The following is a 24,232-nucleotide window of genomic DNA, read 5'->3' as shown; positions in this document are numbered from 1 at the left end:
TCCGCCCTGTCTTGGTCGCAGATCACGATTGCATGATTGAGCAATTTGCATAGTTGCGGTAAGGCTTTATCAACCATAACCGATGCATGCATGTGCTGTGGGTAAGGATCCGCGTGATTTGGGTCCAGGCAATGACACTGACAACAAACTGAAACAGCTTGCGATGAAACTATCGACACGAATCCTTGTGCCCCTCGCGCTCACCGCATTTCTTGCGGCGTGCCAGGGATCGTCCGTCGAGGACATTGTCCCGAACGGCGCGTCGACGCAGCTGCCTGCGAAAATGATCGAGAGCATGAAGTCGAAAGGCATCAGCCTGACGGCGCCTGTCATGTTCCGCATTTTCAAGGAAGAGAATGTCCTTGAGGTCTGGAAGCGCAAGGATAATGGCCGCTACGACATGGTCACCAGCTACCAGATCTGCAAATGGTCCGGAAAGCTCGGGCCGAAATTCATCGAAGGCGATCGTCAGGCGCCTGAAGGCTTCTATGCGGTGCGGCCGGCGCAGATGAACCCGAAATCGAGCTACTATCTCTCCTTCAACACCGGCTTCCCCAACGCGCTCGATCGCTCCCTTGGACGCACAGGCGCGAATCTGATGGTGCATGGCTCGTGCTCGTCGTCGGGTTGCTATTCGATGACCGACGCACAGGTTGCCCAGATTTATGCCTTTGCCCGCGACGCCTTCAAGGGCGGCCAGGACTCGATCCAGCTCGAGGCCTTCCCCTTCCGGATGACCGCAGCCAATATGGCGCGCTACAAGGATGATCCGAACTATGCCTTCTGGAAAAACCTGAAGGAAGGCTACGACCATTTCGAAATCACCAAGGTGCCGCCTAAGGTCGACGTCTGTGAGAAGAAATATGTCTTCAATCACACCAGCGATCCGAACGCTCCTATCGCCGCAACGAGCGCCTGCCCGCCGTCCGATCAGCCCGATTCGCTGAAGATGGCCTATCAGTCCTACCAGAGCACCTACGATTCGGCGTTTTCGTCGATGGTAAGCAAGGGCCGGGTTCAGCCGCCTGCACGCTCGATCCAGGGCATCGCTGAAGCAAAGATCATCGCTGACTGGAGTTCTCGTCGCGCCCGCGGGGAACGCGTTACGATGGACCCGCCGTCGCTCTCGCCGCAGGACAAGGACAAGGCTTCGAAGCCGCAGGTCATGGTACGCCTCGCATCCGCCGTCGCTGCCGACAAGGCCAAGGAAGAGCGCGAGGCCGCCAAGCGCACGCGCATGTCGAAGGTTCAACTGCCCTCCGCCTCGATGTCGGTCGCCTCCAATGCGCCAGCACCTGCCGTCTCGGCGCAGGCCACCCCGCAGACCACCGGCGCAATTGATACCGCCCCGGCAGCCGCGCCTGTCGAACAGCCTGCGGCAGCACCTGCCAAGAAGGCCTGGTGGAAAATTATCGGTAACTAGGGACGTGCCTGACGAAATCTATGACCTGCGCGGTCTGAACTGTCCCCTGCCGGTGATGAAGACGCGCCGAAAGCTCCTCGACATGCCCGCAGGGAGCCGCCTGTGGGTTGAAACCAGCGATCCGCTCGCCGTGATCGACATGCCGAACTTCTGCCAGACCGAGGGCCATCAGCTGATCGAAACAATCAGCATCGTCGGAGGCCACCGCTTCCATATCGAGCGTGGCGGCCCTATCTGAACTTCATGCCTGAGATTGCGAGCGGATTGTCGATGAGCGCCGCACTATCCGGCGTATCGATTTGCGGCTGGTTCAGGAACGCGCTGAAAAGCTGCCGGACATAGCTTTCGGGCAAGTCCTTCACGATCATCACCAGACGGGTCTCGCGCGCGCCATCGGGCCAGGCAGCAAGCCGCGCCGGTGGATGGAAGATCTGTTGCACGCCATGGATCACCAGCGGACGATCCGGATCATCAGCAAGCTGCACGATGCCCTTGACGCGCAGCAGCTTCTCGCCATGGGCGGAGCGCAACAGATCGAGGAACATGTCGAAGCTCGACAGCGGCACCGGACGGTCGTGCCTCAGGGAAAAAGAACGGATCGAGGCATCATGGCGATTGACGTCATGGTGGTGATGATCGTGACCGTCCTCATGGCTATGATGATGGTGGTGATGATCACCGTCGAGGCCATGGCGCTCGCCTTCGCGGTCCCTGTAGGCCTCGGCTTTGAGCCAGCGCTGCACGTCCACCGTCTTTGTCTCGGCATTATAGATGCCGCATTCAAACAGCGCCGCATAGCCCGTGCGCTCATCGCCGACATCGATCATTTCAGCACCGGGATTGAGGGCCGCGAGGCGCGTGCGCAACGCCGCGAGACCTGCTGCTGCTTCGGGCAGGTCCGTCTTGGTGATGACGATCCTGTCGGCGACGGCGGCCTGCTTGACCGCCTCCTCATGGGCGTCGAGCGTCGCCATGCCGTTGACCGCGTCTACCGTCGTGATCACGCCGTCGACACGAAAGGCCTGCAGCAGGACCGGGTGGCCCATGATGGTGTGGAGAACGGGCGCAGGATCGGCCAGGCCCGTCGTCTCGATGATGACCCGCCGCAGGCGCTCCAGCCGCCCGGTCTGCAAACGGTCGATCAGGCCCGCAAGCGTATCGACCAGTTCACCGCGCACGGTGCAGCAAAGGCAACCATCGGCAAGCTCGATGACGCCGTCGCTGGCGCTATCTACGAGGAGGTGATCGATGCCGACATCGCCGAACTCATTGATGATCACAGCCGTATCGGCCAATGCCGGATCCTTGAGGAGCCGGTTGAGCAGTGTCGTCTTGCCGGAGCCGAGAAAGCCAGTCAGCACTGAAACCGGGATGGGCGCATTGCTGGCCATCAATTGACGGCCTTCAGCACATTGTTGGCGTCCGTCATCGACGGCCGATCTGGCCGCGGCGTCGGCACGGGTATGCTGCTCAGCGGCATGCCTTCGGAGTTAACCTTGGGCGGCAGGACGACGATCGGTTCCGACTTCGGCTCATGGTCGAGCCGCGCGAGGTAGACCGAGCCCTGAACCAGGTGGCCCTCGGCATCCTTGCCGTCCCAGCTGTCGGAGGCATTTGCTTGTTTCGAGCAGACGGTCGGGCGCATGTTCACCGCGACATCGCGCGTGGGTCCGCCATAGGGCGCCAGCGTATCGAGCGTCTGGCCGCTACCCTTGCCTTCGAATGCCTTGCCGAGAAGATCGGCCGCCTTGGTGACCCTCGAGGTGATGGTCATTTCGCCAAGAACCACCGTGACAATCGTCCGACCGTTGCGTGTCGCCGAACCGATGAGATTATAGCCGGAGGGGCATACGAAACCCGTCTTCATGCCGTCGGCACCCTGGAAGCGCCCGATCAGCGCATTGTAGTTGGCCTGTGATTTCTTGGCGCCGTAGTCGATCGCCTCGATATCGAAATAATGGGCATATTGCGGATATTCGCGGCGCAAATGCAGCGTCAGGACCGCGAGATCGCGGGCCGTCGAGTAGTGATCGTCCGAATGCAGGCCGTTCGGATTGACGAAGTGCGTGCCGTACATGCCAAGGCGCTTTGCCTCTTCATTCATCAGCGCGGCAAACTTCTCTTCCGAACCGCCGAGTGTCTCGCCGATGGCCATGGCCACATCATTGGTCGAGCGCACCAGCATGATCTTCAGCGCATTGTCCAACGTCATTTCCGTACCCGCCTTGTAGCCGGATCGGCTTGGCGGTTCCTTGACGGCATTTGCCGAGATGCGGATTGGCGTGTCGAGCGTCACCTGCCCGGATTCGATCATGCGGAATGCCACATAGGTCGTCATCAGCTTGGTAAGCGAAGCCGGATACCAGCGCTGGAACGCATCCTCCTGCGACAGGATTTCACCGGTATTGGCGTCCACGGTAATGTTGGCGCCGGCAAACGCTGTGGTACCGGCCATGGCCGCAAGCAAACAACCCGATAGAAAAGAAACTACAGTTTTGCGCATTCCTGAGATCCGACCTGTCCTTTTAAAAGCAACCGGGAGGGCATAAGGCATTAAGCCGCGCTTCACGCCGGGCGGCAATGGCCTTATCTATCTTATGTGGCAGGCAAAAGGCAAAGCGCCTTTATGCTGTGCACGAAAATGTCAGACGCGAATTTGGAGTCGCTAACGAATGCCCTTGCTCAACCGTGCCATCGAGATGCAGGACGAGGTTTCCGCATGGCGTCGCAAGCTGCACGAGAAGCCGGAACTGATGTTCGACGTGCACGAGACTGCCGCCTTCGTCGCCGCGAAACTGCAAGAATTCGGCTGCGACACGGTGGAAACCGGCATCGGCCGCACCGGCGTCGTCGGCATCATCAAGGGGCGTCATGGCAACGGACCCACGATCGGCCTGCGCTCGGACATGGACGCGCTGCCGCTCACCGAGATCACCGGCAAGCCATGGGCCTCGCAAAACATTGGCAAGATGCATGCCTGCGGCCATGACGGCCACACCGCGATGCTGCTCGGCGCTGCGCAATATCTTGCAGAAACACGCAATTTCAAGGGCACGGTCGCAGTCATTTTCCAGCCGGCGGAGGAAGGCGGTGGTGGCGGGCGCGAAATGGTCAAGGAAGGCATGATGGAGCGCTTCAGCATTTCGGAAGTCTATGGCATGCACAATATTCCGGGGCTCGCCGTGGGCGAGTTCGCCATCCGCAAGGGGCCGATCATGGCCGCGACGGACGAGTTCAACATCACAATCGAAGGCCGGGGCGGGCACGCGGCGCAGCCGCACCGGACCATCGATCCGGTGGTCATTGGCGCGCAGCTCGTCAACGCCTTGCAGACCATCGTCTCGCGCGGCACTGACCCGCTCGATTCCGTTGTGCTGTCAGTGACGAAGTTTCATGCGGGTGATGCGCACAACATCATTCCCCAGCGCGCGGAGCTTGCCGGCACGGTCCGCACGCTGCGCGCCGAAATGCGCGATTTTGCCGAAAAACGCCTTACCGAGGTCGCCGAAGGCGTTGCCGGCGCGCTTGGAGCAAGCGCCAGCGTTCACTATGCCCGCAACTATCCGGTGACGTTCAATCATGACCGCGAGACAAGCTTTGCCGCGCAAACCGCCCGTCTGGTCGCCGGCAATCACGCGGTCAACGAAGACGTTGCGCCGATGATGGCCGGCGAGGACTTTTCCTACATGCTGGAAGCTCGCCCCGGCGCCTTCATCTTCATCGGCAATGGCGACAGCGCATCGCTGCACAATCCGGCCTATGACTTCAACGACGCCGCAATTCCACACGGAATCAGCTATTGGGTAACGCTCGCGGAAAGCGCCCTCCCCGCCTCGCCCTGAGGCGGCTCGGCAACGCAATTTCCTCGCATCTTCAGGCTTGGCGCGCGCGGCGAAAAACAGTATGTCTCAGGTCATGGTCCCGTAGCTCAGTAGGATAGAGCGACAGATTCCTAATCTGTAGGCCACTGGTTCGAATCCAGTCGGGATCACCAATTACCGATGCCCGAGTTAATATGTTTGCCTCGTCGCATCGTGCCGCAACCCGCGCATAGCGTCCAGAAATTCCAATCTGGTAGGCTGCTGCACCGTGACGATCCCCAGTTGATGCAAAGTTGTGTACCACAAAAAGCCAGAATTTGTGACAGAGGTTTTCCACGAGTGGACAAAGACGAATTGTGTCAGAACGGATTGACTATTTGTGACTATCGCTATTATGCCCCCAGTAGACTTGGCATTGAGGGGGGATCATGTCACCAAATATAGAACGTATTTTAGCCAGTGCAGATCAAGAAACACCGGAGCTTCCCACGTTCCCTCCGAACGAAGTTCAAGAACGTTTCGTAGGACGGAGCGGACGGTCTGCGCTTGAAGAAGTCGTGCCGTTCCTCTCCCTCATCGCTAAATTTAAACGCCCCAGCAAAGACACGACTGTTGTGGACTTTGGCGCGGGATGGGGGCGAATCGCTCGTTTTTTCCAAGACGTTGTTCCTGCGAACCAACTTTACCTCGCCGATGTTGACCCCGCCGCGTTGGAGTGGTGCAAAAACTGCCGCGTTCAGGGCACGCCTATCCTTCTAGAGAAATCGGGACCGTTGCCGCTGGGCTCGAACTCCATCGATATCGTGTACTCGTACTCGGTCTTTTCCCATCTCGCCGAATACGCCGCAGAACTTTGGCTCAATGAAATCCATCGGGCATTGAAACCAGACGGCGTACTGGTGTTCACTACTCAATCGCTCAGATTTCTTCATCTCGTGCGGGCTTGCGCCGCTAAGGAGGACGCGAATGATCTCGAGCGTAGCATCGGTGGATACATGGGAGCTGACCCGGAGAAGGCGGTAGCCTCGTACGAGCGAGGAGATCATGCGTACTCTGACGTTAACGGCGGTGGCGGTGGTGGCGTTTTAACCGGCGATTTCTACGGGTGGGCAGCCATCCCAACTGCTTGGTTTGAACGAAAGTTCGGAACTAAATTTACGATTGAAAAGTACGTTGACGATCCTAAGATTCTAGAACAAGCCATTTATATCGTTCGCAAGCGTTAAACTGGTATGATGGATCATCCTGGGACTGATGATCCATCAGCGCCTCTATGCATCACGTAGTTTTCAAAGTCGGATAATTCACGCATAACGAATTGCTGCATCTAAGCTCTCGGCAATCATGGTGACATCGATCGCGAGGAGGCTCAAGGAACTGGCTCGACCCTTGTCCAGAAATCGTTGAAGGCGATGCTGTCAAAGAAAGCATGCGCCTTGCCGATCTTGCCGTCTTTCAGATCGAGGAACCAGGCATAGGTATTTGCATAGGGCTTGCCGTCGCGTGCAGTGCCACTCGCATCGAAGAAAACGACGACGGTGTCGCCTTCTGCATAGATATTGCGAATTGACGGCTTCAGGCTGGCGCTCATGCGTGCGTTAAATGGCCGGATCACTTCACTCATGAAGGCTTCGCGGCTCGGATAGGTCTTGGAAGCAAGGGAATTGCCGGTAATGGTCCACGTCGCATCATCGGCCAGCAAATCGTATGGGCCGCCTGTTCCTGCGGCCCACGCATCGAACGTACGCTGGATGATCGCCTTGTTCGCATCTGCCGTGTCTGCCCGTGCGTGCGCCAATGGAGCCAGCGCGGCCACGGCGAAGCCTGAGACCGATACTGCTAACAATGTGCCAAATCCTGCCATGGCTATCTCCTCCACCGAAAATGATCAGTACCGGCCGTCCTAGGCAATCGGCCAACGAACGTCCGTACCGGACCGCTTAGATTTGGTTTTCCCAGGCCGCCAGTTGGTGTTCCTTCAACATATTTTCGATCGCTTTCGGCACCACATTGCGGAATTTGCCGGTGTCGGCGGGCACGACCTCGATCATGCGATCGATCATCTCCTGCGGGTCCATTTTACCCTCGGGCGTTGCGAAGAAGTCGTCGAACCCCTTGCGCAGGTCGGCGCGCTTGGTGAAATTTGTGGAATCGTCCAGCCAACGGAACGGATTATCGGCCATGGTTTCATTATAACCGGTGTAGTAAGCGCCGGGGTTGATCGTCTGAATCTTGATCCCATAGGCACTGAGTTCCTGCTGCAACGCTTCAGCGATCGATTCCAGCGCATGCTTGGTCGAAACATACGTGCCCCAGTTGGCCGGGGTAAAAAGCCCGCCCATTGACGATGTGAAGACCACCTTGCCTTTCTTGCCCTGCCTCACCCATTTCTGGACAACGCCCTGCGTAAGCTGAAGGGGCAAGATGACATTGACCTCGAAATTACGGCGAACCAGGTCGATCGGGATTTCCCAGACCGGACCCGCCTCGCCCATGCCGGCATTGTTCCACAACACATCGAATTCCCATCCAATGGCCTGTTTGATGTCGTACGGATCGTCGAGATCCAGACGTTCAACACGGAGGTTGTTGAGGCCGAGCGCAGCCGCTTCTTCGCGCAACGGCGTGACTTGCGAAGATACGTGTGCTGTGGCGATGATGTTATGACCGTTTTTAGCCATCCCGATCGCAGCAGCTTTACCGAAGCCCGACCCAGCACCGGTGATAAGGATCGTCCTGGACATTCCATTCTCCTCTTGTTGGCCTAGTTGATGTGAGTTTTGAGAGCGTCAGTCGAGGCCTGAAACGGCCGCCTGGGCGACGTCCATGTCCTGTGCTACGGCCCCTCCCGATACGCCTACCGCCCCGAGGAAAGTTCCGTCGGGCGCCGTCAGAGGCAGGCCGCCGCCAAATACCACGAGAACGCCATTGGTCTGCTCAAGCCCGGGCGATCCGCCTCCCGGCTTGCAGAACTCACCAACGGTCTCCGTTGCCATCTGGAAGAGAGCGGCCGTCTTGGCCTTGCCCAGAGCGATATCTATGGACCCGAGCAATGCTCCATCCATGCGGCTGAAAGCTTTGAGGTGGGCGCCATCGTCAAGCACCGCAATATTGACCGCTATCCCGATCGTCTGGGCACGGGCTTCCCCGGCCGCAATGATCGAACGCGCCTGATGAACCGAGATCTGCATGGCCATTCCCCTCAACGCCAACTGCGGGAGGAATAATATTCAGCATCGCTCGTCCTGCGAGGTACGTGCGTGCTGTTTTGTGTACTGGAGTGCTGATTTGAGGGCGGCCGAAATCACATATGCTTGAATGGGCACGGCCGTCGGCTATTCGGTCCGCTCACAACTTGTGCTTGCGGCGCCATTCGCCCGGGGAGGCCTTGAAGCGCTTGAGGAAAACCTTGGTGAGGTGACTGTGGTCAGCAAAGCCGCAATCGTCGGCGATCGCCTGGATAGTAAGGCTCGTTCCAAGAAGCAACGTCACCGCCTTCTCCAGGCGCTGGTTCTGCAGCCACATCATCGGCGAACGACCCGTGCTGATCTTGAAGGATCGAGCGAGGTGAGCGCGGGAAAGGCCGGTTTCCTTGGCGAGAACGTCAAGCCCGATATCGCCTTTCAGGTTCGCGAGAAGAAGGTCCTTCACCCTCCGCTCTTGCCGCGGAGCCAATCCTCCTTTGACCGCGCGGAACTCGGTTGTCTGTTCCCCGTAAAACATCGTCAGATGGGACAGCAGCGTTAAGGTAAGTTGGTCAAGGAAGAGGCGCGAGGCAGTTTCAGGCCGTTCGAATGCGGGTACGAAACATTCCATCAAGTTTCGCACGATGATATCTGAATAACCAAACACGTCTCTATCCCGGAGCGTCGAGAAGGGCGTCAGATCGTTCTCCTGATGAAAGTCGGTAATCGAGGCATGGGGCGCGAACATCGAGACGCAGTCGACGTCTCCGGCCTCGACCGCTGTGTAGCGTCTTCTAAGGTCGAGGAGCAGAAATTCGCCTGGATCCAATGACACGGACGTTACCGGCTTCCCATCTATCCAACGTGGCCGCGCCGGAAGATGGTTCCTTTGATAGCAAATCATGTAGCCGTCCGCCTGCTCCAGCTGGACGGGAATGCCGTTGTCATCGTGCCGCCATTTGAGCCTGCCGAAGGTTGCGTCCTGCAGCGTGATATGACTCATCTCGAGCGACGAAGGCCGCTCGACGCCTTGAAACCTGTCCGGACTGGCTATCCCCCTGCGCGCCATCCCTAGCCCCCGCGCGATGTTCCGGATCAATACTAGATTAGCCGAGGCGCCAGATCCACCCGTCCGTTGGGCACCACTGGAAGCGGCCGTCCAGCGGCGCTTTGGCGAGCACTGATATGGTCAAGCCATTTGGTTCAGGGTATTGCGGACGTTTTTGTTCATTTCGGCCTGGGTCGCGGCAAAATCACCGACAGAGGTCCAGTAGCGCAAGGTTATCGACACGCTGCTATCGCCCAGGTCCGCGACGAATGCGGCAGGAGTCGGCTCCTTTTTCACGCGCGCATCGCGCTCGGCGAGCTTCATCAGCGATTTCTGCATTGCCTCGATGTCATCCGAATTGGGAATCGTGATGGTGATATCGTTCCGGCGCACGCCGTTGCGCGTATAATTCTTGACCGGCAGCGTCCAGAGCGTCGAATTCGGAGCCAGAATGTAGATCCCATCAGCGGCACGCAATCGCGTCGCAAAGAGCCCTATCTCCTCAACAGTGCCGGAGACGCTGCCGACTTCGACATATTCACCGATCCGCAGCGGCCGCAGCGCCAAGAGCATAATACCGGCGGCTATATTCTGCAGTGTTCCCTGGAGCGCCAGACCGATAGCGAGACCTACCGCGCCAATGGCGGCAATGACCGATGCTGTCTGGATACCGAACTGGCCCAGCACCATGACAACCACGAGCCCGAGCACGAAATAGCGCGCGATCTTTGAAAGGAAGCGACGCAAGGTAAGGTCGAAGCCGCCAACGCGGCCGAGACCGGCAAAGAGCCAGCGCTCCACGAGGCCAGCCACAAGAAACCCTATGACCATGAGCAAGATCGCGCCGATCACCGAAAACGAATAGGTGACGACCAGCGCACTCGCCTGTCTTATCCCGGTTTGTATGGCGGAATAGGCGCTTTGAGGATCAAGTTCCATCAGACAGTTCTCCGTTTCGGTGGGAAGGGCTCAACCGTTGGAAGATGCTCCTGGTTCCGGATGCCACAGCGTCGCCGTTTGTTCCGCCTCAAGCCTCCTGGGTCTCGCCGTGACGCCGGCGGTAGCGGATCGAGGAGAAGAAGGCGAACATGATGAGCGCTGCGCCGATCACACCGGTTATCACCTCCGGAATGTGAACCAGCGTCTGGCAATACATGATCAGAGCCAGAACGAGGATCGCGTAGAAGGCGCCGTGCTCAAGGTAGCGATATTGGCCGAGCGTTTCCTTGTCGACCATCATGATCGTCAGCGCCCGCACATAGAAGGCGCCGATGCCAAGGCCTATCGCAATGACGAAGAGATTTGTCGAGAGGGCAAATGCCCCGATAACGCCATCGAACGAGAAGCTGGCATCGAGCATTTCGAGGTAAAGGAAGGCGCCGAGCCCACCCTTGTGCACCGTGTCCATCTGCTCCTGGGTCGCATCGAGAACCGCGCCAAGCCCTTCGACGAAGAGGAACGTCAAGAGGCCGTAAATGGCCGACGTCAGGAACGTCACCGATTCCTCACCCTCGAGCTGGCGCGAGAAGAATATGATGAGAAGCAGCGCAACCGCGACCTCAATACCCTGGATCGAGGCAAACCGGGAGGCATTTGCCTCGATAACCTTGATCCAATGGACGTCCTTCTCATGATCGAAAAAGAACTTCAGGCCGACCATCAGCAGGAAAGTGCCGCCGAATGCCGCAATGGATACATGCGCGTCCTGCATGATGCGGGCATATTCTTCCGGATTGGAGATGGCGAGTTTCAGCGCCGAAATTGGATCGATCCAGGCCGCAATGGCGACGATTGCCAGCGGAAAGATAATCCGCATGCCAAACACGGCGATTATGATGCCCCAGGTCAGGAAGCGCCGCTGCCACGTTGGTGTCATGTCCCGCAAGATCTTGGCGTTGACGATGGCGTTGTCGAAAGACAGCGAGATTTCGAGGATGCCGAGGACAGCACAAATGAAAAGGACCGAAAGTGCGCCCTGTACGGTTCCTGAATAAATGAAACCGATCCAAGTACCGAGCGCGAGACCAACAAATGTAAAAATGAAGGGCCAGGTGAAATATTTATACGTTGCCATGCGCGTTTCCTGCTTGAAACTCCCTGATTGCTATCAAGATGGGAACTCAGAACGGCCATAACCACCGCATAGGCGGGTTTATGCGCCGTTCAATATGATTTCACACTCGATTGCAATCCTCCCACTGTCTTTAAACCCCACAAACCTGTCTCAATCCTGTCTCGTCCACGAGCAGGCGGCGGTCAATTGGTCTTTCGAACCATATAGATCGTAACGGGCAGCGCAGCGCGCCAGGCGTCGAAGCTTCCAAGGGGTTGTGCCTGCGAAACTGCAAGCTTGGTCAGGTCGCCGCCATGCTTCCTGCGCCAATCGACGAGCGTCATTTCGCCTTCGATGGTCACGGCATTTGCGACGAGGCGGCCGCCAGGTTTCAGGTGGGCCCAGCAGGTGGAAAGTACATCGGGGTCGGTGACGCCCCCGCCGATGAAGATCGCGTCGGGAGCCGGCAGTTCGGCGAGGGCTGCAGGCGCTTCGCCGCGAACAAGATGAAGGTCCGGCACGCCCAGCGCGCGGCTATTGTGCAAAATTAACTGCTGCCGCTTGTCGTTGGCTTCGATTGCCAGCGCCCGGCACATCGGGTGGCTGCGCATCCACTCGATGCCGATCGAACCGCAGCCTGCTCCGACATCCCACAGCAATTCGCCGGGAAGCGGGGCGAGATGCGCCAGCGTGACGGCACGGACATCACGTTTGGTCAGTTGTCCGTCATGTTCGAACGCATCATCCGGCAAACCGGCCAGCAGTGGAAAGGTTCGCATTTCCTGGCCGACCACGCCGCAATCGACGGCAACGACATTGAGATCCGCACATCGCGGATGATCCCAGGAACCGGCAACGCCATCAATCCGGCGCTCAACCGGTCCGCCGAGATGTTCGAGCACTGTCAGCCTGGCGGCAGCAAATCCGCGCTGGGCGAGCAATCCCGCCACATTGGCAGGTGTATCGCCGTCATTACTGAGGACGATGAGTTTGCCGTTGGGAACAAAGGCTTTGAACAGCGTCTCGATTGGCCGGCCATGAACGCTCAGCAACTGGCTTTCCTGAATGGGCCAGCCCATTGCAGCCGCTGCGAGCGCGAACGAGGAAGGGGCAGGAAGTATTCGCATCTCGCTGCGCTCGATATGGCGTGTCAGCGCCGCGCCCATGCCGAAATGCATAGGGTCGCCGCTGGCGAGCACCACGACGGGGTGACCGCGTAAAGCAAGCAGCATCGGATAGGCGTCGGAAAACGGTGTCGGCCAGGCAACGCGCTTTGCTTCGAGATTGTCGGGCAGGAGATCCAGATGGCGCCTGCCGCCGAAAATGGTTCCGGCCTCGGCAAGAGCGCGCCGGGCGGCTTCGCCAAGCCCGCCATAACCGTCCTCGCCGATTCCAATTACCGTGAGCCACTGTGCCGTGATTTCTTCCTCGTTCATGGTCCATGCATGCCCGAAAGCAGACGTGAGGTCAACGAAACCGCCAACTTGCGTGCGGGTCCAGGTCATGGCTGTTGGCACGCTGCCAGCCATCCTGTAAAACCGTCAAACCATGAGCCAGCGCGCGCCAATTGCCCCGAATTTTACTGTCGAAGACCGGCGTTCCGCCTGTCCCGGCCTGTTTCGCATGGCCAAGGCGCTCGATGGCGCCATTTGCCGGGTAAAGCTCACCTTCGGCGAATTCAGCGCCGAACAGGCACGGCAGGTGGCTGAAGCGGCGGAAAAGTTCGGAAATGGCATCATCGAGATCACCAACCGTGCAAACCTGCAGATACGCGGCGTTCGCGCGGAAACTGAAGCGCTCCTGATAGCGGCGTTGCTCGATGCCGAACTTGGGCCGCTGACGGATCGCGGTGACGATGTTCGTAACGTCATGGTCAGTCCGGTTGCCGGGGTCGATCATGCGCTTGTCGATGTTCGCCCGCTCGCCTTACGCCTGCTCACGGCCTTGCAACTCAATGCCGGTTATCAGACGCTATCACCGAAATTCTCGGTGCTCGTCGACGGCGGTGAGACTGTCGCGATGGTTGAACACCCGCACGATATCTGGGTCAGCCCGATCGATCCCGAAAGCAAGACATCGCAATTTGCATTCGGCATTGCCGGTGTGCCCCCAACGGGGCGGGACGATCGCCCGGCGCTCGGGAGGGTCAACGGCGATGAGGTCTTAGCGGTCGTCACCAGCATTATCGACCTGTTTCTCGAATGGAGCCGAGGCAACCCCGCCGCCTCGCGCATGCGCCACTTTCTTGCGGATATTGGAGAGGCAGACTTTCTGCAACAATTGGAGCGGGGGCTCGGCCATTCGGTAGGACACGATGCTTCTGCCCCATGGTTGAGACGGCAGCCTCGGGCGCATGGACACCTCGGCGTCCTTATTGAGAGTGCAAGCACTTTCCTCATTGGCGCCATGCCGCCCCTTGGCCATCTTGATCCAGATGTGCTCGTCGCCCTTGCTGCGCTGGCTCAAGAACAGGGCAATGGCCACCTGCGCCTGACGCCCTGGCAAAGCATCCTATTGCCGGGGATCGCTACGGCTGGGGCGCAGAGCGTCCTCGCTCGTCTCGAAGCGTTGGGCCTGCATTCAGACCCTGAAACGCCGCTCGCAACGATGATCAGTTGTTCAGGATCAGCCGGTTGCGGTTCCGCCCTCGCCGCCACTCAGGCTGACGGGTTTAAGCTCGCCACCCTGCTGGGCCCGACATCCGCTTCCCCGCAGATACATGTGAGCGGTTGCATGAAATCCTGCGCATCGCCCGGGACACGTCCCATTACGCTGGTTGCGACGGCGCCCGGCCACTATGACATCTTTCTGCAAGCGACCAATGGACCGTCGCGTTTTGGCAAGCTATTGGCTGCCAATGTCACTATCGAGGAAGCGGCCGATTTGATCGGCAAGAATTTCGGGGCCAGTTAATGCTAGATTATATTCGCGACGGCCAGGCGATCTATGATCGCTCATTCGCCATCATCCGTTCCGAGGCTGATCTCAGCCGCATCCCCGCCGATCTCGAAAAATTGGCCGTGCGCGTCGCCCATGCCTGCGGCATGGTGGACGTCATCGATGACCTCGCCTTCTCCGAAGGTGCCGGGACCGCGGGCCGCAACGCGCTTTTGAACGGTGCGCCGATCCTTTGCGATGCGCGCATGGTGGCCGAGGGTGTCACCCGCGCAAGGCTTCCTGCCAATAACGATGTCACCTGCACACTGAACGATCCGTCCGTGCCGACTCTGGCGCGCGATATCGGCAATACCCGCTCGGCCGCGGCGCTTGAACTCTGGCGCCCGTATCTCCCTGGCGCCGTCGTGGCCTTTGGCAATGCGCCGACCGCGCTCTTTCGCCTCCTCGAAATGATCGATGCCGGCGCTCCGAAGCCTGCGCTGATTCTCGGTTTTCCCGTCGGATTCGTCGGCGCCATGGAATCGAAAGCTGCTCTCGCCGAAAACAGCCGCGGCATACCCTATGTCGTCGTGCATGGGCGGCGCGGCGGCAGCGCCATGGCGGCGGCAGCCATCAACGCGCTTGCCTCGGAGAAGGAATGATGCCGCAAAAGGGACGGCTCTTCGGGCTGGGCGTTGGTCCCGGCGATCCCGAACTCATCACCCTGAAGGCGCTGCGCCTGCTGCAGGGTGCGCCGGTCGTTGCCTATCATGCCGCCAAAGGCAAGAAGGGCAACGCGCTGACCATCGTGGAACAGTATCTCAGGGACAATCAGCTTCTGGTCCCGCTCGTCTATCCGGTCACAACCGAGATCCTGCCGGCGCATATGAATTACGAGGCGATCGTCAGCGACTTCTATGGTGAAATCACCGGCCTGTTGCGCCGCCATCTCGATGCCGGCAGCGACGTCGCCGTGATCGCCGAGGGCGATCCGTTCTTCTACGGCTCGTTCATGTATATCCACGACCGGCTGGCGGAAGACTACGAGACCGAAGTCGTTCCCGGCGTCTGCTCCATTCTCGGCGGCGCAGCGGTGCTCGGCGCGCCGCTGGTCTACCGTAACCAGACGCTTACCGTTTTGTCCGGCGTCCTGCCTGCGGCCGATTTGAAGATGCGCCTTGCCGCCACGGAGGCAGCGGCAATCATGAAGCTCGGTAAAAACCTGAGCAAAGTTCGGGGCGTCATCGAGGAACTTGGCCTCATGGACCGCGCGCTCTACGTCGAACGGGCGACCATGCAAGCGCAACGGATCATTCCGCTCGCCGAAGTCGATCCCGAGACGTCGCCTTATTTTTCGCTCATCCTCGTCCCGGGCGAAAAGTGGCAAGGCAGCGGCGAATGACCGGCCCGCTCAGCATTTTCGTGCTTTCCGTACGCGGCATCGAAACGGCGCGGCGCATCAAAGCGGGTATAGAAGGCGCAACGGTCCTGGGGCTCGAAGGCCGCGTTGAGGGTGCCGACGAGACATTCGCCAATTTCGGCGATACGATCCGCGAGCACTATTCGCGCGGCAACGCTATTCTTGCCCTTTGCGCCGCCGGCATCACCATACGCTCGCTGGCGCCACTTCTCGGCAACAAGACAGGCGAGCCCCCCGTTCTTGCCGGCGCCGATGACGGGTCTGCCGTCGTTCCCTTGCTCGGCGGCACCACCGGCGTCAACGTCCTCGCGAGGAAGATCGCCGATGTCGTTAGTGTTGCTCCGGCGATCACCACCTCCGGTGAATTGCATTTCGGCACGTGCCTGCTCAATCCTCCGCCGGGCTATGTGCTTAAAAATCCTGAGGATGCAAAGACCTTCATCGCGGATCTGCTCGCAGGCAAGACGGTGCGGATCGAGGGCGATGCTCCCTGGCTCGAGCAGGCGCGCCTGCCCATCGATGAGAACGGCGATCTGCTCATTCGCGTGACCTCCGACAATGCCGCTCCCGGAAAAGGCGAACTCGTATTTCGGTCAGTGCCGCAGAACAGTCCTGCCCCTCGGAAGCGCGGCCGTCTGTCCGTCATCGGTCTAGGTCCCGGTGATCCCGACTTCATGATTCCGGCCGTCAAACAGGCGCTGCAACGAGCCGAAGATGTGCTTGGCTATGAAACCTATGTGCGGATGGCGGAGCCTTTCCGGCCGGATCAGACGATCCACATGACCGACAATCGCGAGGAAATGCAGCGCGCCCGCCATGCCTTCGAATTGGCGGCGACCGGCCGCTCCGTTGTGATGATTTCCTCCGGCGATCCCGGCGTGTTCGCCATGGCCGCCGCAGTGGTCGAGGCATTGCACGAATCGCAAGATCCGGCCTGGCATGCCGTCGAGCTCGAAATTCTGCCCGGCGTTTCTGCGGCGATGGCGGCGGCAAGCCGCAGTGGCGCCCCGCTCGGCCACGATTTCTGCATTCTTTCGCTTTCCGACAATCTCAAGCCTTGGGAGATCATCGAGAGGCGGATCGCGCTTGCCGCCGAAGCTGACCTTGCCATGGCCTTCTACAATCCGATTTCCAAGCCGCGCCCGTGGCAGCTGCCGCGTGCGATCGAAATTCTGCGTCAGCATCGTGGTGCCGCGACGCCCGTGGTTCTCGGCCGCGACATAGGCAGGCCGGGCGAAACGCTGCGGACCATTACGCTTGGCGAATTGACGCCGGAGCAAGTTGATATGCGCACGGTGGTGATCGTTGGATCGTCCCATACGGTAAGTTTCCCCCGCGCCGATGGTGGCAGCTGGGTCTATACGCCGCGTTGGTATGGGACGAGGCCGCAATCCTGACTTGCCGCGGGCCCTTTCGGGATAAAACTCATCGTTGAGTGAGGAAAGTTCATTTGACGCTGCCCGCCGATGCCGGAAAAAGGACTGAGCACTTCGCATTTGTATCGCCGCCCTTCAATGGCGCTCACTATGATCCGCCAAGACCAGAATGCCTGCATCCGGAGCTACCATGCCTGACAAGAATTACGTTTTGACCCTGACCTGCGAAGACCGTCCCGGCATCGTCGCCTCGGTGACGACCGAACTTGCCGGCATGGATGCCAATATTGCCGAGAGCAACCAGTTCTGGGACCGGCAGACCAACCGCTTCTTCATGCGCATCGCTTTTACCGCGGCGGAAGGGACGACCAAGGACGATGTCGAACGGGGGTTGAAGCCCGCCATCGACCGATTTGACATGAAGACGAGCCTCGCCGATCAGGCGAAAAAGCCGAAGATCATCATCATGGTGTCGAAGTTTGACCATGCGCTGCAACATCTGATCTACCAGATCCGCGTCGGCTGGCTCGATGCCGAAGTTGCCGCCATCGTCTCCAACCATGAGGACAGCCGTCGTTTCGCCGAGCACGAGGGTATTCCCTATTATGTCCTGCCGGTATCGAAGGACAACAAGCGCGACCAGGAAGAGACGCTCCTGAAGATCGTCAAGGACAGCGGCGCCGATCTCGTCGTCCTCGCCCGCTACATGCAGGTTCTGTCCGACAACCTTTCGAAGCGGCTCTACGGCAAGGTGATCAACATTCACCACTCGTTCTTGCCGAGCTTCAAGGGCGCTAAGCCCTATCACCAGGCGCATGAGCGCGGCGTCAAGCTGATTGGCGCCACCGCCCACTATGTCACGCCGGATCTCGACGAAGGCCCAATCATCGAGCAGGAGACCGAGCGCGTCAGCCATGCGATGAGCGCCGAGGACTTTGTCGCCACCGGCCGCGATATCGAAAGCCGCGTGCTCGCCCGTGCGGTGAAGAAGCACCTCGAATCCCGCGTCATGCTCAACGGCCACAAGACCGTGGTATTTGGCTAGGTAGATACGGTACCGGCTGCTACCGCAGCCGGCTTGGGAAAGTTAGTTAGCCGCGAAATATTTCTCCAGGTTCGAGACGACCCGGTCGGCCATTGCCTTCCGGGTTTCGACCGTCGCGCTGCCCATGTGCGGCTGCAGCACCACATTATCGAGCTTGAACAGTGCCTCTGGAACATTTGGTTCGTCGACGAACACATCGATCCCGGCGCGGCCGAGTTCGCCCGACTGCAGGAGTTCCACGAGTGCCGCCTCATCGACGACGGTGCCTCGCGCGATATTGACGAAGGTTCCCTCAGGACCGAGCGCCTGCAGCACCTCACGTGAAATAATCCCCTGCGTCGCCGCGCCGCCGGGCAGGATGGCGATAAGGGCGGCGCAGTCGCGCGCCATGGCGACGAGATCATCATAATGGGTATAGGGCGCGTCCGGCTTCCTGTTGCGGGTATGATACACGACATCGCAGCCAAAAGCCTCAAGCTTGCGGGCAATGACGCTGCCGATACGGCCGAGCCCCACGAGCCCGACCTTCTTTCCCTCGATGCCGAGGGAAAGCGGTGCATTCTCGCCCCTCGCCCAGCGACCGGAGCGCACAAAGCGATCATTGGCCACAAGATCGCGGGTTGCGGCGAGGAGGAGCACGATCGCCATGTTGGCGGTATCTTCGTTGAGCACGTCCGGCGTGTTCGCGACCTTGATGCCCTTCTTCTCCGCATAGGCAACATCGAGAGAATCGGTGCCGACGCCGAATGACGAAACAATCTCGACCGCCGTCAAAAGGTCGATCATGTCGGCCTTCAGCCCGGTAAACGTGCTTGTAACCGCGGCGCGAAACCGGCTTGCATTCTTTTCGAGAAAACCGAGCGCATCCTTTTCCTCGTAGAGCTTTTCCACCGCATAGCGCTTTTCGAGTTCTTCAAGGAGATAGGGCATCAACGGCCCGAGTACGAGAAGCGGTTGCTTTGGCATTCGTCACATCCTGTTCGTTCAATTCAATGGGCTTTCCTGACCATAGCGAAACTGGTGACGCAAACACAAACCCTTACGCAATAATTTATATGTGAAATATGCACCCGTATATGATTAAAACCGTCAGGCGCGGTAATTTGGTTCTGGTGCTTGCGCCACTCTATCAATTAGTATGAAAAGCAAGGACCAAGGCCTCGGGACGGAAAAATGTCAAAATCAGTTGAAATCAATGATCTGAAGCGAATTGCCAAGCGGCGCGTACCGAAGATGTTCTTCGATTATGCGGATTCGGGCGCCTGGACGGAAAGCACTTACCGCGCCAACGAAGAGGATTTTCGCAAGATTCAGCTGCGCCAGCGCGTAGCCGTCGACATGACCGACCGCACGCTGGAAAGCACGATGATCGGCCAGAGGGTATCAATGCCCGTGGCTCTTGCGCCGACCGGGCTTACCGGTATGCAGCATGCCGATGGCGAGATCCTGGCGGCACAGGCGGCCGAGGAGTTCGGCGTTCCCTTCACGCTTTCGACCATGAGCATCTGCTCGATCGAGGACGTCGCCGAAGCGACGACGAAGCCGTTCTGGTTCCAGCTTTACGTGATGCGCGACCGTGATTTCATCTACAATCTTATCGACCGCGCCAAGGCTGCCAAATGCTCCGCCCTGGTGTTGACGCTCGACCTGCAGATTCTCGGCCAGCGCCATAAGGATATTCGCAACGGCCTCTCCGCACCGCCAAAATTCACGCCGAAGCATATCTGGCAGATGATGACGCGCCCGCAGTGGTGCCTCGGCATGTTGAAAACAAAACGGCACACCTTCCGCAACATCGTCGGCCACGCCAAGGGCGTCGGCGATCTCTCGTCCCTCTCGGTCTGGACGGCGGAACAGTTCGACCCGCGCCTCTCCTGGAGCGATGTCGCCTGGATCAAGGAACGCTGGGGCGGCAAGATCATCATCAAGGGTATTCTCGACGTCGAAGATGCAAAGATGGCCGTATCGACCGGCGCCGACGCCATAATCGTCTCCAATCACGGCGGACGTCAGCTCGACGGTGCACCCTCCTCGATTTCTGTGCTTGCCGAAATCGTCGACGCCGTGGGCGACAAGATCGAAGTGCTGTTCGACGGCGGCATCCGCTCCGGTCAGGATGTCCTGAAGGCCCTCGCCATTGGCGCAAAGGGCACTTTTATCGGACGCGCCTTCCTTTACGGCCTCGGCGCTGGCGGCAAGCAGGGCGTGAGCGAGGCGCTCGAAATCATCCGCAAGGAACTCGACATCACCATGGCGCTGTGCGGCGAGCGCGACGTGAAGAATCTCGACCGCAACAATCTCTACAAGAGCGGGCTCGAAACCAAACCGCGCATGGCCGAAGTCAAGACCAAGCGCGCGTCATAAGCATGAGCACAAAAAGCCCCGGTCGCCCGGGGCTTTTTTCACAATTCAGATCGCCTTCCAGTTGGGATCGACCGCGTCTGCCGCTGATCGCCATTCATCGGCATAATCGACGTTCTGCCAATTCTTGAACCATGGGCCGCCATTGGTGAAATGCACGGCGTTGGGATAGCCGCTGGCCGGCTTCTCATTCCAGCCTTCGAGCCAGTTCCATTCGACCGGAACCTCGCCGATCTCATCATCCTTCGCCCACTGCATCCGGTGGAGATAGGCGCCCGTTTCGCGGTTGATCAATTCCGGCGTCAGCTGGCGCGTTGACGGATGCTCGCAGTTGAAGAGCATGAAGGACGACCAGTTCTTGCGCGGATAGCTGGTCTGCACCTTGCCATCCATCTTGGTGCCTTCCTTGGGGGTGTAGTCATGCTTGACGCAGATGACTGCCTTCGATTCGTCGCGGTAATCCAGAAGCTTGGCCACGTCGGAAAAGAACAGGAAATCGCAATCGCAAAACAGCGCCCAGCCCTTGTAGCCGGCAAGCCACGGGGTGAAGAAGCGCGAATAGGTGAATTCCGTTGAAGCCAGCGGGTCGATATCGCGGGTATAGGCGCCTTTCTCGACAAGCTCTTCCAGCTTGATCGGGATCACCTTGACCGGAATGCTCGCATGTTTGAGGATAGTGCTCTTTGCAACCTCGTAGGCAATGGGTTCGCGTGAATCCCAGCCAATATAGATATCAAGTTCCCTGTTCATATGACCTCGCTTCCAGCTTCATACGATGACGTTGAGGATGTTCTGTTCCACCCTGTCCATGACCCATTTGCGCTCGTCGCCCCAGGAGTGGCGGCGCCAGCCTTCCCAGCTGAACCCGCAAAGGACGATCTTCCATTCCGCCGGGTCATAATGTTGGAGGATATAGGTCAGGCCGAAGTAGCCGGTGCTCGGGAACACCTCCCGGCGCGCACCTTCGGGAATACCGAGCGCAGCACAGCCGTCCTTGTAAAACCGGGGAGGCAGAATCAGGACCGATTTGCCCGCAGTGCCGAAAGCGTCGATTGCCTGCAATGTCCAGTCACCGCGCCGGCCCTTGAGCCGCGAGAGCAGATGTGGCTGGCGGAAATATTCGGCGATGATCTGCGGGTGATAGGCAAAAATGACTTCGGACGCGCCCTGGACGATCGGAGAGCCGAAATAATTCGGATCGGTCAGGCGGCGCTGCATCGGCTTGCCTGAATTGCACACGAACAGAATGTCGGTCTTGACCCCGGACATGCCCTTCGATGATTTGGGCTCGTTGAAGCGGACAACACAATCTGCACGATCGACATCCTCGGAGAGATTGTCCTTGATCGGACCGTTACCGACGATGAACATCGTCTTGCGTTCGCTGTGATGGGGAATGGAAGACATTAATGGTTTCGTGTTGCTCGTCCGAGGGTGAACGACCCGATTGATGAAGCTGATCGCCAGCCTCGCATGGACATCCGTTGTACGACTAATGTACGGGGAACTCTCGCAAGTCAACATGGTGTAGTTGAATGCACTAGTCCACATATCACACTGCGTGCAACATTTCTGAAGGAATTCAATGGCGAACGAACTTCCAAGCAGAAAGGCCGTCGCAATCATCGGTGGCGGACCGGCCGGACTGATGGCCGCAGAACTTCTGTCCGCATCGGGGGGCTATACTGTCACCGTCTACGACAGCATGCCGACCTTTGGCCGCAAATTTCTCCTTGCCGGAAAATCCGGGCTCAACATCACGCATTCCGAAGCCTACGCCCGATTTGCCGGGCGATTCGGCGCTGCCTCAGGTCACCTGCGCGCGGCGCTCGATACGTTTACGCCGGACGATGTCCGCCAGTGGGCGGCCGGACTTGGCACTGAGACCTTCGTTGGCTCGTCGGGCCGCGTCTTTCCCAAGGTCATGAAAGCCTCGCCTTTGCTGCGCGCCTGGCTTGCCCGGTTGCAACAGCGTGGCGTGGTGCTCAAGTCGCGTCATCGCTGGACAGGCTTTGCCGAAGGCGGCTACGCATTCGAAACGCCTGAGGGCCCAACGATCATCCACAGCGATGCGACGCTGCTGGCGCTTGGCGGCGCGAGCTGGCCGAAACTTGGCTCTGACGGACGCTGGCAGCCGTTGCTTGCGGCTACGGGCGTGCCGATGGCTGGCCTTCGTCCGGCAAATTGCGGCTTCGACGTCGCCTGGGATGAGGGATTTCGCGATCGATTCGCAGGCGTACCGGTGAAGTCGGTCACGGCAACATCGGATGCAGGCTCCTTGCCCGGCGAATTCGTGATCAGCACCGATGGCATCGAGGGAAGCCTGGTTTACGCCCATTCCGCCGCACTGCGCGACCGGCTTCAACGTGAGGGGCGGGCAGAACTGGCGCTCGATCTTGCGCCCGGACGCAGTGAGGAGCGGCTTGCCCGCGACCTTGCGCGCCAGGATAACAAGGCAAGTTTCAGCAATCGCCTGCGCAAGGGCGCCGGCATTGACGGCGTAAAGTCGGCACTCCTCAGGGCCTATGCAAGTCCGGCCGATCTTGCCCACCCGCTGCGTCTCGCCGCAAGCATAAAGAGCTTGAAACTGCCGCTGCTTCGGCCGCGTCCCATCGCCGAAGCCATCTCCTCGGTCGGCGGCATAAAATGGGAGGGCCTCGACGACAATTACATGCTCAAGTCGATCCCGGGCGTCTTTGCCGCCGGAGAGATGCTGGATTGGGAGGCTCCGACAGGCGGTTATCTCCTCACCGCCTGCTTTGCCACGGGGCGCGCCGCGGCGCACGGCATGGCGGCATTTCTGGACAATTGAAAAACGCCGCTTGGCGATGATTTTTCAGCACATTCCGCCCGTTTGATGTACTCTCCTGAAGGGGGGAAATATCGGTTGGGAGGCTGATATGGACGACCTTCGAGATGCCGCAGCCGGCGGGGAGACACGATGGACGGCGCCGCCGCTGCCGGCAACTTCAGCTGAATACATTACCGTTGTCGCCCACTATCACCGCGCGGAAATGGGCCGCATGGCAGGTTGGCGCGACCGGATAGACCGAACAACCAACTGGGCCATCACCGGCGTTGCGGCAATGCTGTCGCTCTCCCTCTCAACGCCGACATCCCACCATGGCGTCCTGATCTTCGCCATGATCCTGGTACAGTTGCTTCTCCTGATCGAGGCACGCCGATACCGCTTTTTTGATGTTTATCGCGGCCGCGTTCGCAAGCTCGAAAAGCACTATTTCGCCCAGATCCTCGATCCGATGCCAGATCCGGACACGAAATGGGGCCATCTGATCGGCGAGGATTTGCGCAGACCGAAATTCATGATCTCTACCCGGGCAGCAATGTCGCGGCGGCTGCGCCGCAACTATATCTGGATGTTCCTCGTCCTCCTCCTCGCCTGGGTATTGAAAATATCTACGCCGAAACTGCAGGATGGCGGGGCGGTACATGATGTGGCCGGGTCGCTGGCCGAAATCGTCCGCAACGCCACCTTTGGACCGCTCCCCGGCTGGCTCGTGGTGGCCGGCGTAGTGATGTTCTATATCTGGCTCGCCTATCTCGCGCTGCTGACCGACCCCGACGAAAAAGAGCACGGCGAAGTCCACGTCTGAGCGACGAGA

The 24,232-nt window shown here is 59.2% G+C and carries 24 protein-coding genes and 1 tRNA gene; 13 read left to right on the top strand and 12 right to left on the bottom strand.

The features are described 5' to 3' along the window. Positions 1 to 163: 163 nt before the first annotated feature. Positions 164 to 1,423, top strand: a complete 1,260-nt coding sequence (locus BM074_RS23275; RefSeq protein WP_027231302.1) for a L,D-transpeptidase family protein — start codon at positions 164 to 166, stop codon at positions 1,421 to 1,423. 55 nt (positions 1,424 to 1,478) lie between these two features. Further along, positions 1,479 to 1,661 carry a sulfurtransferase TusA family protein gene (locus BM074_RS23270; RefSeq protein ID WP_244532782.1) on the top strand — a complete coding sequence of 61 codons (183 nt, stop codon included), beginning with the start codon at positions 1,479 to 1,481 and terminating at the stop codon, positions 1,659 to 1,661. On the opposite strand, the gene BM074_RS09050 is transcribed toward BM074_RS23270, so the two are convergent. Both BM074_RS09050 and BM074_RS09045 read right to left on the bottom strand, forming a co-directional pair. After that, a complete protein-coding gene (locus BM074_RS09050) occupies positions 1,654 to 2,814 on the bottom strand; it encodes a CobW family GTP-binding protein (RefSeq protein WP_091921185.1) in 1,161 nt (386 codons plus the stop codon). The genes BM074_RS23270 and BM074_RS09050 overlap by 8 nt on opposite strands. After that, positions 2,814 to 3,926, bottom strand: a complete 1,113-nt coding sequence (locus BM074_RS09045; RefSeq protein WP_091921183.1) for a D-alanyl-D-alanine carboxypeptidase family protein — start codon at positions 3,924 to 3,926, stop codon at positions 2,814 to 2,816. Before BM074_RS09045 ends, BM074_RS09050 begins: the two co-directional genes overlap by 1 nt. Before the next feature lie 169 nt (positions 3,927 to 4,095). On the opposite strand from BM074_RS09045, the gene BM074_RS09040 reads away from it, so the two are divergent. From BM074_RS09040 to BM074_RS09030, 3 genes are all read left to right on the top strand, one after another. Further along, positions 4,096 to 5,265 (top strand): M20 aminoacylase family protein, encoded by a 1,170-nt coding sequence (locus tag BM074_RS09040; RefSeq protein ID WP_091921182.1) that lies wholly within the window; start codon positions 4,096 to 4,098, stop codon positions 5,263 to 5,265. A 75-nt stretch (positions 5,266 to 5,340) separates the two neighbouring features. Next, positions 5,341 to 5,417, top strand: a tRNA-Arg gene (locus BM074_RS09035). 255 nt (positions 5,418 to 5,672) lie between these two features. Continuing rightward, entirely contained in the window at positions 5,673 to 6,470 is a 798-nt protein-coding gene (locus tag BM074_RS09030; protein WP_091921180.1) for a class I SAM-dependent methyltransferase, read from the top strand. A gap of 143 nt (positions 6,471 to 6,613) precedes the next feature. Here BM074_RS09030 and BM074_RS09025 read toward each other — a convergent pair whose 3' ends face one another. The 7 genes from BM074_RS09025 to cbiE form a co-directional block, all read right to left on the bottom strand. Then, complete coding sequence (locus tag BM074_RS09025; RefSeq protein ID WP_091921179.1) at positions 6,614 to 7,108, bottom strand: nuclear transport factor 2 family protein; 495 nt, start codon at positions 7,106 to 7,108, stop codon at positions 6,614 to 6,616. 76 nt (positions 7,109 to 7,184) lie between these two features. After that, positions 7,185 to 7,988, bottom strand: coding sequence for an SDR family oxidoreductase (locus BM074_RS09020; protein WP_027231296.1), 804 nt, complete (start codon positions 7,986 to 7,988; stop codon positions 7,185 to 7,187). Positions 7,989 to 8,033: 45 nt separating this feature from the next. Beyond that, a complete protein-coding gene (locus BM074_RS09015) occupies positions 8,034 to 8,435 on the bottom strand; it encodes a GlcG/HbpS family heme-binding protein (RefSeq protein WP_091921579.1) in 402 nt (133 codons plus the stop codon). 157 nt (positions 8,436 to 8,592) lie between these two features. Then, positions 8,593 to 9,498, bottom strand: a complete 906-nt coding sequence (locus BM074_RS09010) for an AraC family transcriptional regulator (RefSeq protein WP_091921177.1) — start codon at positions 9,496 to 9,498, stop codon at positions 8,593 to 8,595. 120 nt (positions 9,499 to 9,618) lie between these two features. Then, the gene (locus tag BM074_RS09005) at positions 9,619 to 10,416 is read right to left on the bottom strand and encodes a mechanosensitive ion channel family protein (protein ID WP_091921175.1); all 798 of its coding nucleotides are present in this window, start codon (positions 10,414 to 10,416) and stop codon (positions 9,619 to 9,621) included. Positions 10,417 to 10,504: 88 nt separating this feature from the next. After that, complete coding sequence (locus BM074_RS09000) at positions 10,505 to 11,551, bottom strand: DUF475 domain-containing protein (protein ID WP_027231293.1); 1,047 nt, start codon at positions 11,549 to 11,551, stop codon at positions 10,505 to 10,507. A 182-nt stretch (positions 11,552 to 11,733) separates the two neighbouring features. Beyond that, positions 11,734 to 12,966 carry a precorrin-6y C5,15-methyltransferase (decarboxylating) subunit CbiE gene (cbiE, locus tag BM074_RS08995; RefSeq protein WP_091921577.1) on the bottom strand — a complete coding sequence of 411 codons (1,233 nt, stop codon included), beginning with the start codon at positions 12,964 to 12,966 and terminating at the stop codon, positions 11,734 to 11,736. A gap of 112 nt (positions 12,967 to 13,078) precedes the next feature. Between cbiE and cobG the strand changes: the two genes are divergently transcribed. The 5 genes from cobG to purU all read left to right on the top strand — a co-directional run bounded on the left by cobG (position 13,079) and on the right by purU (position 18,248). Continuing rightward, complete coding sequence (cobG, locus tag BM074_RS08990) at positions 13,079 to 14,443, top strand: precorrin-3B synthase (RefSeq protein WP_091921173.1); 1,365 nt, start codon at positions 13,079 to 13,081, stop codon at positions 14,441 to 14,443. Further along, complete coding sequence (locus tag BM074_RS08985) at positions 14,443 to 15,069, top strand: precorrin-8X methylmutase (protein ID WP_027231290.1); 627 nt, start codon at positions 14,443 to 14,445, stop codon at positions 15,067 to 15,069. The genes cobG and BM074_RS08985 overlap by 1 nt, the downstream gene beginning before the upstream one ends. After that, positions 15,069 to 15,809, top strand: a complete 741-nt coding sequence (locus BM074_RS08980) for a precorrin-2 C(20)-methyltransferase (protein ID WP_027231289.1) — start codon at positions 15,069 to 15,071, stop codon at positions 15,807 to 15,809. The genes BM074_RS08985 and BM074_RS08980 overlap by 1 nt, the downstream gene beginning before the upstream one ends. Next, complete coding sequence (gene cobJ / locus BM074_RS08975) at positions 15,806 to 17,224, top strand: precorrin-3B C(17)-methyltransferase (protein ID WP_091921172.1); 1,419 nt, start codon at positions 15,806 to 15,808, stop codon at positions 17,222 to 17,224. Before BM074_RS08980 ends, cobJ begins: the two co-directional genes overlap by 4 nt. A gap of 169 nt (positions 17,225 to 17,393) precedes the next feature. Further along, positions 17,394 to 18,248, top strand: a complete 855-nt coding sequence (gene purU, locus BM074_RS08970) for a formyltetrahydrofolate deformylase (RefSeq protein ID WP_027231287.1) — start codon at positions 17,394 to 17,396, stop codon at positions 18,246 to 18,248. Between the two features lie 42 nt (positions 18,249 to 18,290). Here purU and BM074_RS08965 read toward each other — a convergent pair whose 3' ends face one another. Further along, the gene (locus tag BM074_RS08965) at positions 18,291 to 19,214 is read right to left on the bottom strand and encodes a 2-hydroxyacid dehydrogenase (RefSeq protein ID WP_091921170.1); all 924 of its coding nucleotides are present in this window, start codon (positions 19,212 to 19,214) and stop codon (positions 18,291 to 18,293) included. 207 nt (positions 19,215 to 19,421) lie between these two features. Here BM074_RS08965 and BM074_RS08960 point away from each other — a divergent pair, with 207 nt between their 5' ends. Continuing rightward, on the top strand, positions 19,422 to 20,612 hold the full coding sequence (locus BM074_RS08960; RefSeq protein ID WP_091921168.1) for an alpha-hydroxy acid oxidase: 1,191 nt from the start codon (positions 19,422 to 19,424) through the stop codon (positions 20,610 to 20,612). 45 nt (positions 20,613 to 20,657) lie between these two features. On the opposite strand, the gene BM074_RS08955 is transcribed toward BM074_RS08960, so the two are convergent. Beyond that, complete coding sequence (locus tag BM074_RS08955; protein ID WP_091921167.1) at positions 20,658 to 21,359, bottom strand: glycosyltransferase; 702 nt, start codon at positions 21,357 to 21,359, stop codon at positions 20,658 to 20,660. An 18-nt stretch (positions 21,360 to 21,377) separates the two neighbouring features. Beyond that, positions 21,378 to 22,016 carry a hypothetical protein gene (locus BM074_RS08950; RefSeq protein ID WP_091921165.1) on the bottom strand — a complete coding sequence of 213 codons (639 nt, stop codon included), beginning with the start codon at positions 22,014 to 22,016 and terminating at the stop codon, positions 21,378 to 21,380. Positions 22,017 to 22,194: 178 nt separating this feature from the next. Between BM074_RS08950 and BM074_RS08945 the strand changes: the two genes are divergently transcribed. Together BM074_RS08945 and BM074_RS08940 are read left to right on the top strand one after the other, a co-directional pair. Further along, the gene (locus tag BM074_RS08945; protein WP_091921163.1) at positions 22,195 to 23,421 is read left to right on the top strand and encodes a TIGR03862 family flavoprotein; all 1,227 of its coding nucleotides are present in this window, start codon (positions 22,195 to 22,197) and stop codon (positions 23,419 to 23,421) included. A gap of 88 nt (positions 23,422 to 23,509) precedes the next feature. Further along, positions 23,510 to 24,223, top strand: a complete 714-nt coding sequence (locus tag BM074_RS08940; RefSeq protein WP_091921161.1) for a DUF2270 domain-containing protein — start codon at positions 23,510 to 23,512, stop codon at positions 24,221 to 24,223. Positions 24,224 to 24,232: the final 9 nt, after the last annotated feature.

Source organism: Phyllobacterium sp. CL33Tsu (assembly GCF_900113985.1).
GTDB lineage: Bacteria > Pseudomonadota > Alphaproteobacteria > Rhizobiales > Rhizobiaceae > Phyllobacterium > Phyllobacterium pellucidum.
This window is presented reverse-complemented; position numbering and strand designations above follow the sequence as displayed.

Excerpts from the sequence above, each read along its gene's own strand:
- BM074_RS23275 (WP_027231302.1), top strand. The coding sequence starts at position 164 with ATGAAACTATCGACACGAATCCTTGTGCCCCTCGCGCTCACCGCATTT.
- BM074_RS23270 (WP_244532782.1), top strand. The coding sequence starts at position 1,479 with ATGAAGACGCGCCGAAAGCTCCTCGACATGCCCGCAGGGAGCCGCCTG.
- BM074_RS09050 (WP_091921185.1), bottom strand. The coding sequence starts at position 2,814 with ATGGCCAGCAATGCGCCCATCCCGGTTTCAGTGCTGACTGGCTTTCTC.
- BM074_RS09045 (WP_091921183.1), bottom strand. The coding sequence starts at position 3,926 with ATGCGCAAAACTGTAGTTTCTTTTCTATCGGGTTGTTTGCTTGCGGCC.
- BM074_RS09040 (WP_091921182.1), top strand. The coding sequence starts at position 4,096 with ATGCCCTTGCTCAACCGTGCCATCGAGATGCAGGACGAGGTTTCCGCA.
- BM074_RS09030 (WP_091921180.1), top strand. The coding sequence starts at position 5,673 with ATGTCACCAAATATAGAACGTATTTTAGCCAGTGCAGATCAAGAAACA.
- BM074_RS09025 (WP_091921179.1), bottom strand. The coding sequence starts at position 7,108 with ATGGCAGGATTTGGCACATTGTTAGCAGTATCGGTCTCAGGCTTCGCC.
- BM074_RS09020 (WP_027231296.1), bottom strand. The coding sequence starts at position 7,988 with ATGTCCAGGACGATCCTTATCACCGGTGCTGGGTCGGGCTTCGGTAAA.
- BM074_RS09015 (WP_091921579.1), bottom strand. The coding sequence starts at position 8,435 with ATGCAGATCTCGGTTCATCAGGCGCGTTCGATCATTGCGGCCGGGGAA.
- BM074_RS09010 (WP_091921177.1), bottom strand. The coding sequence starts at position 9,498 with ATGGCGCGCAGGGGGATAGCCAGTCCGGACAGGTTTCAAGGCGTCGAG.
- BM074_RS09005 (WP_091921175.1), bottom strand. The coding sequence starts at position 10,416 with ATGGAACTTGATCCTCAAAGCGCCTATTCCGCCATACAAACCGGGATA.
- BM074_RS09000 (WP_027231293.1), bottom strand. The coding sequence starts at position 11,551 with ATGGCAACGTATAAATATTTCACCTGGCCCTTCATTTTTACATTTGTT.
- cbiE (WP_091921577.1), bottom strand. The coding sequence starts at position 12,966 with ATGAACGAGGAAGAAATCACGGCACAGTGGCTCACGGTAATTGGAATC.
- cobG (WP_091921173.1), top strand. The coding sequence starts at position 13,079 with ATGAGCCAGCGCGCGCCAATTGCCCCGAATTTTACTGTCGAAGACCGG.
- BM074_RS08985 (WP_027231290.1), top strand. The coding sequence starts at position 14,443 with ATGCTAGATTATATTCGCGACGGCCAGGCGATCTATGATCGCTCATTC.
- BM074_RS08980 (WP_027231289.1), top strand. The coding sequence starts at position 15,069 with ATGCCGCAAAAGGGACGGCTCTTCGGGCTGGGCGTTGGTCCCGGCGAT.
- cobJ (WP_091921172.1), top strand. The coding sequence starts at position 15,806 with ATGACCGGCCCGCTCAGCATTTTCGTGCTTTCCGTACGCGGCATCGAA.
- purU (WP_027231287.1), top strand. The coding sequence starts at position 17,394 with ATGCCTGACAAGAATTACGTTTTGACCCTGACCTGCGAAGACCGTCCC.
- BM074_RS08965 (WP_091921170.1), bottom strand. The coding sequence starts at position 19,214 with ATGCCAAAGCAACCGCTTCTCGTACTCGGGCCGTTGATGCCCTATCTC.
- BM074_RS08960 (WP_091921168.1), top strand. The coding sequence starts at position 19,422 with ATGTCAAAATCAGTTGAAATCAATGATCTGAAGCGAATTGCCAAGCGG.
- BM074_RS08955 (WP_091921167.1), bottom strand. The coding sequence starts at position 21,359 with ATGAACAGGGAACTTGATATCTATATTGGCTGGGATTCACGCGAACCC.
- BM074_RS08950 (WP_091921165.1), bottom strand. The coding sequence starts at position 22,016 with ATGTCTTCCATTCCCCATCACAGCGAACGCAAGACGATGTTCATCGTC.
- BM074_RS08945 (WP_091921163.1), top strand. The coding sequence starts at position 22,195 with ATGGCGAACGAACTTCCAAGCAGAAAGGCCGTCGCAATCATCGGTGGC.
- BM074_RS08940 (WP_091921161.1), top strand. The coding sequence starts at position 23,510 with ATGGACGACCTTCGAGATGCCGCAGCCGGCGGGGAGACACGATGGACG.